This window comes from Serratia microhaemolytica, from assembly GCF_004011885.1.
Classification (GTDB): Bacteria; Pseudomonadota; Gammaproteobacteria; order Enterobacterales; family Enterobacteriaceae; genus Serratia_G; species Serratia_G microhaemolytica.
Genome location: NZ_SBEF01000055.1, coordinates 1 through 9,918, shown reverse-complemented (window position 1 = coordinate 9,918; position 9,918 = coordinate 1). Strand labels below are relative to the sequence as shown.

Here is a 9,918-nt window from a genome sequence, read left to right as displayed (position 1 = left end):
GGCTGTTTGCCGGTTCACTGCTGGCCGGGCAGCGCATGGCCGGTATCATGAGCCTGCTGCAAACCGCTAAACTCAATGGCATAGAGCCGTTTACCTGGTTGCACTTTGTGTTGACACATCTTCCAACGTGGAAAAACAGTCAACTGGACCAACTGCTGCCCCTGCCCGGTAACACCTTCTCCTCATCCACCTAATCTGCCGCTCACCTTAACCGCTTAACATAAACTCGCAAGGTGAGGTCGCCGGATGTTTACAGCCCAATATGGAAAAGCGCGCAGTGAGTGGTGAAACAAAACCCTGGGTTAATCCACCAAGGAACCCACCTACAGCATCGAAAGAACAACTGAGGAAAGAGAAATGGTAAAATTATTAGTTCTTTATCATTCAATGTACGGACACATTGAAACAATGGCGCAACAGGTCGCTAAAGGTGCCGCAAGTGTTCCTGGCGTTGATGTAGTGATCAAGCGTGTACCCGAAACCATGCCGCCGGAAGCGTTTAAAGCGGCGGGTGGAAAAACGGCACAACAGGCGGAAATCGCCAGCCCGGCAGAGCTGAGCGACTATGATGCCATCATTTTTGGTGTCCCAACACGTTTTGGCAACATGTCTGCCCAAATGCGCAATTTTCTCGATCAGACTGGGGGATTATGGGCAAAAGGTGCTTTAGTCGGTAAAGTGGCCAGTGTGTTTGCCTCGACCGGCATCGGCGGCGGACAGGAAATGACCATCACATCGACATGGACCACACTGGCGCATCACGGCATGATTATTGTTCCGCTGGGTTACAGTACTCCCGCACTGTTCGACATTTCCCAAGTCAGTGGTGGCACACCCTACGGTGCTACCACCATTGCCGGTGGTGATGGTTCGCGCCAACCGGATAGCCGTGAGCTGGCTATCGCTTATCACCAAGGTAAGCATACCGCAGAAATTGCAGTGAAAATCAAACGCTGAACATAACATCTGTCGGTATATCACTAATATCGCGCGTTCTCTAAACATCAGGCCCTACTAAGGTGGGGCTTTTGTGTTTGAAAAAATAGCTGATTATGTAACTCAAATCACCATCTCACTGCTTACGGTGAAATTTTTCGCATCCATTTCTGCTCCATCCTCAACCTGCCATTAGCTTGATTACCGGTAGCAGGGATTCAGCAAAATAATCCTTGACGATCAGCGAAAACCTGGCGCATTATGCTTTCGTAATATTGTGATTTACAAGGAGATAAAATGAAAAGTAAAGTATTAAGTGCGGCATTAGTGGCTCTGTTTTCCTATGGAATGCAGGTTCAGGCAGAGCAGAGGCCAATGCGAATTCTGGTGGTCAATGATGATGGATGCCAATCCTTCGGCAGCATCTCACTGCAACAGAAGCTGGCCGCTAAAGGTTATGATGTCTGGATGGTCGCACCGGCAACTAATCAAAGCGGTATTGGCACGGCGATCACCTTTAAACTGGGAAAAGTATTTGATGTAAAAAAAGTTGCCGATAAACGTTACTGCTTTTCAGGCACCCCTTCCGATGCGCTCGATTTTGGCCTACGTGGCGTACTGAAAAATACGCCTCCCGATTTGGTGATCTCAGGAGTGAATGATGGTCCCAATACCGGTATGGCACAATTTAACTCTGGCACTGTCGGTGCAGCAGCGCGTGCTGTACGCTATGGCATCCCCGCCATTGCCGCCAGCATAGGTTACCTTTTCACGCAGGAAGAGATGAAAAACAAGTGGCCAAGTACACATAAATATTGGCCAGACTCTGTTGATCATGTCGTCAACGTAGTGGATAAACTCAATAGCAAGTGGCGTAGTAATCAGCCGGTATTACCAACAGGTTCTGGGCTCAGTATTAACTACCCACCATTACCCGCAGCTCGCATTAAAGGTATCCACTATATTGAAAATGAGCAATTCCCAACCCCACAGATTGATTATCAGTTATTACCCGATGGTAATGCTAAACAAATATTAAACCCTAATTCGATGGTTATTTCACAGAAGAACACTGATTCAGGTTGGCTAGAGAAAGGCTATATTACTTATACCCTGTTCGATGCTTCGTGGAATGCACCACAATTGCAGCAGGCATATGAAGCATTATTAAAATAGAACAACTTTCAGTGAGTAAATAGCTAACGCTTGGGAAGCAAGCTTAAGGCGTGAAGTAAAAATGCTGAAGTAGTCAAAAACACAATAGCAAACGCAGGAGTGCTTATGCAGTATCAACAACTCGCGGGTGATATTTTGTCTCATGTTGGTGGGCGAGAGAATATTGAAAGCCTAGCACACTGTGCCACTCGCTTACGTTTTAATTTACACGATAACCAGAAAGCGAATGCCGAAGCGCTCAAGGCAGATCCCGGTGTCATTATGGTGGTGGAGAGTGCAGGGCAGTTTCAGGTGGTTATTGGCAACCATGTAGGCGAAGTTTATCAGGCCGTCTGCAAACAGGCTGGTTTAAATGATGATTTGGCGCGTAAAGCGGAGCAGCAAGTAACAAGCAACAAGTTGAGTTTAATGGGTAAATTTATCGATGTTGTTTCTGGCATCTTTACCCCTTATCTCGGTGTTCTTTCCGCTTGCGGGATTTTGAAGGGACTACTGGCGATCACGTTAATCAGTGGTGCGCTGGTTGAAACTAGCGCAACCTACCAGATCCTGTTTGCTGCCAGTGATGGCTTGTTCTATTTCTTCCCATTACTGCTTGGTTACACGGCAGGGAAAAAGTTTGGCGGCAACCCGTTTTTAACTATGGCGATTGGTGCAGCATTAGTGCATCCAACCATGATTGCTGCCTTTCAAGCTGGTATGAACGGTCAAACTGCCACTTTTCTTGGGATCCCGGTCGTTTTTATTAACTACGCTTCATCGGTTATTCCCATCATCTTGGCTGCCTGGTTCTGTTGTTGGCTAGAACGACAACTGAATAAAGTGATGCCACAAGCGGTCAAAAACTTTTTCACTCCGTTATTTTGTATGGTGATCACCGTTCCGCTCACTTTTCTGGTGATTGGGCCTATCGCAACCACAGTGAGTCAATGGCTGGCTAGTGGTTTCCAGATTGCTTATCAGTTTGCTCCCTGGTTAGCAGGCGCAGCGCTAGGCGGCCTGTGGCAAATCTGTGTGATTTTTGGTCTGCACTGGGGACTGGTACCGCTCATGTTAAATAATGTTGCCGTATTAGGGCAGGATCCCATGTTACCGATCCTTATGGCAGCCGTATTTGGTCAAGTCGGCGCTGCCTTAGCGGTAGCACTGAAAGCACGTGAGGCAAGAATGAAAACATTGGCGGGCTCTGCAGCTATCAGCGGTGTTTTTGGTATCACTGAACCGGCAGTTTATGGCGTTACGCTACCTAAACGCCGCCCATTTGTTTTTGGCTGTATCAGTGGGGCGATTGGCGGTGCAATTATTGGCCTAAGTCAAACTCTCTCTTACTCTATCGGCCTTGCCAATATTTTCACCTTGGCACAAATTATTCCACCAACGGGTTTAGATATGACCTTTTGGGGCGCGTTGATGGGTACTGCGGTATCGTTCCTTTTATCTTTCCTATTGACCTTTTTTGCTGGCTGGTCAGAAACCCCAGGAGAAAACAATGAGCACTAATAATAATTCCACTGTTGTCAACAAACTGTTTCCTAAACATTTCTTATGGGGAGGAGCACTCGCGGCGAATCAAGTTGAAGGTGCCTACTTGACCGATAACAAGGGGCTTTCTACCTCTGATATGTTACCTAACGGTATTTTTAGTCCACCGGTAGCTCGGCAAGGTAATGAATTTAGCCTAAAAGATGTTGCGATAGACTTTTATCATCGCTATCAAGAAGATATTGCACTATTTGCCGAAATGGGCTTTACCACTTTACGTATCTCAATTGCCTGGACACGCATCTTTCCTCATGGTGATGAGTCGGAACCGAATGAAGCCGGATTAGCTTGGTATGATAAGTTATTTGATGAGCTGGCTCGCTACAATATTCAACCTCTAGTCACACTTTCTCACTACGAAATGCCTTGGGCGTTAGTGGAAAATTATGGTGGTTGGGGGAATCGCAAACTGATCGCTTTTTTCGAGCGTTACGCACGCACGCTGTTCAAACGTTATGGTGACAAAGTTAAATTGTGGCTCACCTTCAATGAAATCAACATGTCGTTAGAAGCGCCGTTGACTGGTGTTGGGTTACAAGAGGGATGCAGTATCACGGATATCTACCAGGCGATTCATCATCAGTTAGTCGCCAGTAGTTTAGTGGTCAAAGCTTGTCATGAACTGATCCCAGATGCCAAGATTGGCAATATGTTACTGGGCGGTTTGACTTATCCGTTATCTTGCCAGCCGGCAGATGTCTTTCAGGCATTCCAAGAGAATCGTCGTTGGCAATTTTTTGGCGATGTTCAGTGCCGAGGCGCTTACCCAGGATATATGCAGCGCTATTTTCGTGAGCAGGGCATTGAATTAACCATCACTGCTGATGATATTGCGGCATTACGCCATACCGTCGATTTTATCTCTTTCAGCTACTACATGACTGGCTGCGCAACAGCCGATCCAGAATTAACCAAAAAGCTGCGTGGCAACATTTTAAGTATGCTGCCTAATCCTCATCTAGCCAGTTCTGAATGGGGCTGGCAAATTGATCCGCTTGGTTTACGCACACTGCTGAATACGTTATGGGATCGCTACCAGAAACCGCTGTTTATTGTTGAAAATGGTCTGGGTGCGATTGATAAACCGGATGAAAATGGTGAGATCCACGATGATTACCGCATCAGTTACCTGAATGATCACTTGGTGCAAGTACGTGAAGCTATCGAGGATGGCGTAGAGCTGATGGGTTATACCACATGGGGACCCATTGATTTGATCAGCGCATCCAAAGCCGAAGTAACCAAACGTTATGGCTTTATTTATGTTGATTTGCAGCCGGATGGTTCAGGTAGCCTCAAACGCAGTCGTAAAAAGAGTTTCTGGTGGTACCAGCAGGTGATCAAAACACATGGAGCGTCTCTGCAACAGTGAGTGTAGCGCTGGGCAGATGATACAGACTGCCTGAGTATAAACTCAGGCAGTGATTTTTCTTCTACTACAACGGTTCACCTTACGATATCACTGATTCATCTATCTGCCTTTGGACAAAAAAGCATCCAAAAATAGCTTAATCACTGCTTTTTCTTCTTCAGGTAACTGTTCAATACGCTGAAAATAAACCCGTAACTCCAAATCTTCTTGCTGAGTGTTGACCAGCGGTTCGACTGCTGTTGGCAACATATCCTGAGTGGTGATACCCCAAAAAGCGCGACGATTTTTCATTGTTATGGTAGCTGCATCAATGAGAGAGAAATGATTATAGGCCAAATAATAAAGTGCAAGAGCAGGTTAACTAAAAAAATGTCGTTTCTGGGACAACAGCGCGGTTTTCTTGCAAAAATTGTGTAGTCAACACTGTGGATTGTGAAGTATTTCGCAAAATATGGCTAATGGCAGGAAGCGGGTAATTGGCACTATCAATAATGCATTGAATCAAAAAGACAGTTTTATCCTCTAACTGAGTCGAGGGTTCGCAACCTTGAACCCTCGGTAATTACTGATTATTTACCATTATTGATACGATCACGAATATGTTGTGCGCGTGCTTTGGCATCGGGGTGGTCATCGAACATACTGCTCTTGTGATCACCCTGTAAGCTGGCCAGTTTCTCAAAACTGGTCACCAACGCGTAAGGATTGATGCCACGTTTCTTCAACTGGTCAAAAGCATAATCGTCAGCTTCACTCTCTTGCTTTTGTGAAAACTGTGCGTGAATAAGCTGTTCGCCTAAATCAGCCAGTTGTGATTTTGACAAGGTGCCAACAATACCGCTAGCTGAAGAGGCTGCAGTACGCACGGCAACCGTACTGTAAGCAACTTGCAAGCGTTTACGTGAATGACCGAGCGCAACGTGGCCAATTTCGTGCGCCAGCACCCCGGCTACTTCATCGTCATCCATCATATCCATCAGCCCGCTGTACACACGGATACAACCGTTGGCCATCGCCCAGGCATTAACGTCGTTGGTAAGGTAGACTTTGTAGTTGGCAGGAACACCATCAATGTTGTCGCCGACACGGGCGGCAATTTTATTCAAGCGCTGGCTGTAGCTACTGTTAGCAGCAGCGATTGGGCTTTTGCTGTCTATTTCAGCGCAGGATTGCTCGCTGAGTGCTTTGACATCTTCTTTACTGAGTGTGGCAGCTTGAAATGCCTGTGCTCCTGACTGCATCAACGCCTCGGGGCTAAGTGATTGACAGCCACTCAGTAACGCAGTAAGGCCCAATGCAATCAAAGAACTGTGGATCTTCATACAACAATTTTCCTGTGATGGTAATAAAGCATAAAATTTGAGCACAACCTACACTGAAGGCCGAGCGGCTGATAAGGTAATGCGCAACCGCAGAGATCACCAGAAAAATATCTCCATAGAACGAAATGATATCGTTTTTTACTTTTATATTAATATTTTAACATATTACAGGCACTCAAGGCGGGATAGTGCGCTATCTTGCCGGGAAATTGTTCGCGCAAGTCGTAGTAGGCGCCATGTCATCCGGCGATTCATCACTGCCATGAGTGCTTTTTAATCAGTCTTGTTATCTATTGCGATAGACTCTACGCCGGATCACTAATTCATCCTTATAACCAGGCGATTTGCCAGCGAAAACCGGATGTTAATAATAAAAAAATGTGATTTACATCCCATTTTTCATTAAACATTACCGTTTTAACGCTGAGTTTGCGAAAATAGCCAACCTGGCTCCCCTTTAAACCCGACTTGGAGTAAAACATGTCCTCTCGTAAACAACTGGCTAATGCTATCCGTGTCTTGAGCATGGATGGCGTGCAAAAGGCTAACTCTGGCCACCCTGGTGCTCCTATGGGCATGGCTGATATTGCGGAAGTTTTGTGGCGTGACTACCTAAAACATAACCCTAGCAACCCACAGTGGGCAGATCGCGATCGGTTTGTGTTATCAAACGGTCATGGTTCAATGCTGATCTACAGCTTGTTGCATCTAACTGGTTATGATTTGCCAATCAGTGAGTTGGAAAACTTCCGCCAGTTGCACTCAAAAACTCCAGGTCACCCCGAGTATGGTTACACACCAGGTGTAGAAACCACCACTGGCCCACTTGGCCAAGGTATCGCTAACGCGATCGGTTTCGCCATTGCAGAACGGACACTGGCAGCACAATTTAACCGTCCAGGACATGATATTGTCGATCACCACACTTATGTGTTTATGGGTGATGGCTGCATGATGGAAGGAATTTCACACGAAGTTTGCTCTTTGGCTGGTACGCTGAAGCTTGGCAAACTCACCGCATTTTACGATGATAACGGCATCTCGATCGATGGTCATGTCGAAGGCTGGTTCAGCGATGACACGGCGCAGCGGTTTGAATCTTATGGTTGGCATGTGGTACGTGATGTCGATGGTCACGACAGTGAGTCGATTAAAGCGGCAATTGAGCAAGCCCATCAAGTTAACGACAAACCCAGCCTATTAATGTGCAAAACCGTGATTGGTTTTGGTTCACCCGGCAAAGCGGGTAGCCATGAGTCTCATGGTGCGCCGCTCGGCGCAGCAGAAGTGGCTGCAACGCGTCAGGCGCTTGGCTGGTCACATCCAGCATTTGAAATTCCACAAGATATTTATCAGCAATGGGATGCTAAAGCAGCCGGACAAACGCGCGAAGCGGCCTGGAATGAGAAATTGGCTGCCTATAGTCAGGCATTCCCCGAGCTGGCAGCCGAATTCAAACGCCGTATCAACGGTGAATTGCCCGCCAACTGGCAAGCCGAAGCGAAAAAATTCATTGAGCAGTTGCAGGCTAACCCTGCCAACATCGCCAGCCGTAAAGCCTCACAAAACAGCATTGAGGCCTTTGCTAAATTACTGCCAGAATTTTTGGGTGGTTCGGCAGATCTGGCACCGAGTAACTTGACTATGTGGTCTGGCTCGAAATCGATTGTTGATGATCCGGCAGGTAACTACATTCACTACGGTGTGCGTGAGTTTGGTATGACCGCCATCACCAACGGCATTGCACTGCACGGTGGTTTTTTACCCTATTCAGCAACCTTCCTGATGTTCGTTGAATATGCACGCAACGCTGTGCGTATGGCGGCGTTAATGAAATTACGTAATGTGTTTGTCTATACACACGACTCAATTGGCTTGGGTGAAGATGGCCCAACGCACCAGCCCGTCGAGCAACTTGCCAGTCTGCGTGTCACGCCAAATATGAGCACCTGGCGGCCTTGTGACCAGGTTGAATCAGCAATTGCCTGGCAGTACGGGATCGAGCGTAATGATGGCCCGACGACCCTGATCTTCTCACGGCAAAACCTGGCCCAACAAGCGCGCAATACAGAGCAGTTGGCCAATGTTTACCGTGGTGGCTACGTGTTAAAACAGTGTGCCGGTATACCTGATTTGATCTTGATTGCAACCGGTTCGGAAGTTGCCATTACCATGACAGCCGCAGAGCAGTTGAGTGCGGAAGGTTATCAAGTACGTGTTGTCTCAATGCCGTCTACCGACGTCTTTGATAAACAAGATGCCGCCTATCGTGAAGCAGTATTGCCTGCTGCAGTCACTGCGCGTATTGCGGTCGAAGCGGGGATTGCTGATTACTGGTATAAATATGTCGGCCTGAATGGCGCCATTGTTGGCTTAAGCCAATTCGGCGAGTCAGCACCCGCAGATCAACTGTTCAAGATGTTCGGTTTCACCGTTGAGAATATCGTGGCGCAAGCCAAAGCATTGCTAAGCTAAACTGCAACGGTTTTGTGATTGAGAGTGTGTGCTGTTTTGAACACAGCACGCACCCTGTAGTAATAACGCCCTCTGATCGCCACACTCTTTTTACTCATCTTTTCTCTCGCTAAGCTTTTCAGCAGCAACTCTCTTTGCCCAAAGCACGGAAACACAAAAAAGTTGCATTAAATTTACATAAAATTAACAACAGCTCGCTATTCTTAATCAGCAACGGCATATTTAATAATGAAAAAAGATAAAGTTATCATTGTTGACCCTTTTTCAACTGGGGCATTACTGGCACCTGAATTGAGTAAAAAAGGGCTAACCTGTTACTCGGTGCTTTCTTCTCCTCATATACCCAGCAGATTCACTGATTCATACATCAGTGCTGATTTTGTTGACAAACAACTTTATAGCCCAGATGAAATAAAGAAACAGCTCAATACTGAGCAGGTTGTTGCAGTTATTCCTGGCGCAGAAACCGGCGTTTACTGTGCTGACCTATTGGCAGCACACTATCAAGTCGCCGCGAATAATCACTTAACAACAGATTGGCGTAGGCAAAAGGGCGCAATGCAAAATAGGCTGGCGCAGCTTGGTTTGAACAGTATTGCCTCAAAAAAAATCAGTCAATTTGATAGCAACTTAGATCAATTAGACAGTCAAACCGGCTACGTGATTAAACCGAACAACTCCTGTTTAACTGATGGGGTGTTTTTTTTCGAGAACAAACCACAAGTCACGGAGTGGATCAGTCAGATAGATTGGCAGCAAACAAATATCGTCGGTGAACAAAATCAATTCTATTTGGTACAAGAAAAATTAGAGGGCGAAGAGTTTGTTGTTGATTTAGTTGTTAACCAGCACGATATCAAGGTGTGCAGTTTATGCAAATACAGAAAAGGATTGCATAACAACAGCCACTTTGTTTATGAATGCCTCGATGTTCTCGACATCAGTGATCAGCGCTACCACGCAATTATCTTAACCATCCCCTCATATGAACGAGGCATGGCAAGGCTTTTGAGGTATGATCTCCGTTATTGACCCGCTAATATCGAGCAGACAACCTCTATGCTTAATCACGAAATAATCTTTAACCACATTGAT

8 protein-coding genes and 1 pseudogene are annotated in these 9,918 nt (G+C 46.4%); 7 read left to right on the top strand and 2 right to left on the bottom strand.

Translation table 11 applies throughout. From position 1 onward, the window contains the following. The 5 genes and pseudogenes from EOJ37_RS13215 to EOJ37_RS13195 all read left to right on the top strand — a co-directional run. The coding region (locus EOJ37_RS13215; RefSeq protein ID WP_162473705.1) for a transposase domain-containing protein at positions 1 to 194 on the top strand (194 nt) is incomplete at its 5' end. A 163-nt stretch (positions 195 to 357) separates the two neighbouring features. After that, positions 358 to 957, top strand: coding sequence for an NAD(P)H:quinone oxidoreductase (gene wrbA / locus EOJ37_RS13210; RefSeq protein ID WP_127960370.1), 600 nt, complete (start codon positions 358 to 360; stop codon positions 955 to 957). Between the two features lie 276 nt (positions 958 to 1,233). After that, positions 1,234 to 2,112: a 5'/3'-nucleotidase SurE gene (gene surE, locus EOJ37_RS13205; RefSeq protein ID WP_127960369.1), complete on the top strand. Its 879-nt coding sequence runs from the start codon at positions 1,234 to 1,236 to the stop codon at positions 2,110 to 2,112. Positions 2,113 to 2,217: 105 nt separating this feature from the next. Further along, a pseudogene (locus EOJ37_RS13200) lies at positions 2,218 to 3,576 on the top strand (PTS transporter subunit EIIC); the annotation flags it as partial. A 25-nt stretch (positions 3,577 to 3,601) separates the two neighbouring features. Then, entirely contained in the window at positions 3,602 to 5,026 is a 1,425-nt protein-coding gene (locus EOJ37_RS13195; RefSeq protein ID WP_127960367.1) for a glycoside hydrolase family 1 protein, read from the top strand. Between the two features lie 99 nt (positions 5,027 to 5,125). Here EOJ37_RS13195 and EOJ37_RS13190 read toward each other — a convergent pair whose 3' ends face one another. Continuing rightward, positions 5,126 to 5,317: a hypothetical protein gene (locus EOJ37_RS13190; RefSeq protein WP_127960366.1), complete on the bottom strand. Its 192-nt coding sequence runs from the start codon at positions 5,315 to 5,317 to the stop codon at positions 5,126 to 5,128. A 278-nt stretch (positions 5,318 to 5,595) separates the two neighbouring features. Beyond that, on the bottom strand, positions 5,596 to 6,348 hold the full coding sequence (loiP, locus tag EOJ37_RS13185; RefSeq protein WP_127960365.1) for a metalloprotease LoiP: 753 nt from the start codon (positions 6,346 to 6,348) through the stop codon (positions 5,596 to 5,598). A gap of 480 nt (positions 6,349 to 6,828) precedes the next feature. Between loiP and tkt the strand changes: the two genes are divergently transcribed. Continuing rightward, on the top strand, positions 6,829 to 8,823 hold the full coding sequence (gene tkt / locus EOJ37_RS13180) for a transketolase (RefSeq protein ID WP_127960364.1): 1,995 nt from the start codon (positions 6,829 to 6,831) through the stop codon (positions 8,821 to 8,823). A 228-nt stretch (positions 8,824 to 9,051) separates the two neighbouring features. Then, a complete protein-coding gene (locus EOJ37_RS13175) occupies positions 9,052 to 9,855 on the top strand; it encodes an ATP-grasp domain-containing protein (RefSeq protein ID WP_127960363.1) in 804 nt (267 codons plus the stop codon). Positions 9,856 to 9,918: the final 63 nt, after the last annotated feature.

Bases quoted from the DNA above. Each gene is read 5' to 3' on its own strand.
- wrbA (WP_127960370.1), top strand. From the start codon at position 358: ATGGTAAAATTATTAGTTCTTTATCATTCAATGTACGGACACATTGAA.
- surE (WP_127960369.1), top strand. From the start codon at position 1,234: ATGAAAAGTAAAGTATTAAGTGCGGCATTAGTGGCTCTGTTTTCCTAT.
- EOJ37_RS13195 (WP_127960367.1), top strand. From the start codon at position 3,602: ATGAGCACTAATAATAATTCCACTGTTGTCAACAAACTGTTTCCTAAA.
- EOJ37_RS13190 (WP_127960366.1), bottom strand. From the start codon at position 5,317: ATGAAAAATCGTCGCGCTTTTTGGGGTATCACCACTCAGGATATGTTG.
- loiP (WP_127960365.1), bottom strand. From the start codon at position 6,348: ATGAAGATCCACAGTTCTTTGATTGCATTGGGCCTTACTGCGTTACTG.
- tkt (WP_127960364.1), top strand. From the start codon at position 6,829: ATGTCCTCTCGTAAACAACTGGCTAATGCTATCCGTGTCTTGAGCATG.
- EOJ37_RS13175 (WP_127960363.1), top strand. From the start codon at position 9,052: ATGAAAAAAGATAAAGTTATCATTGTTGACCCTTTTTCAACTGGGGCA.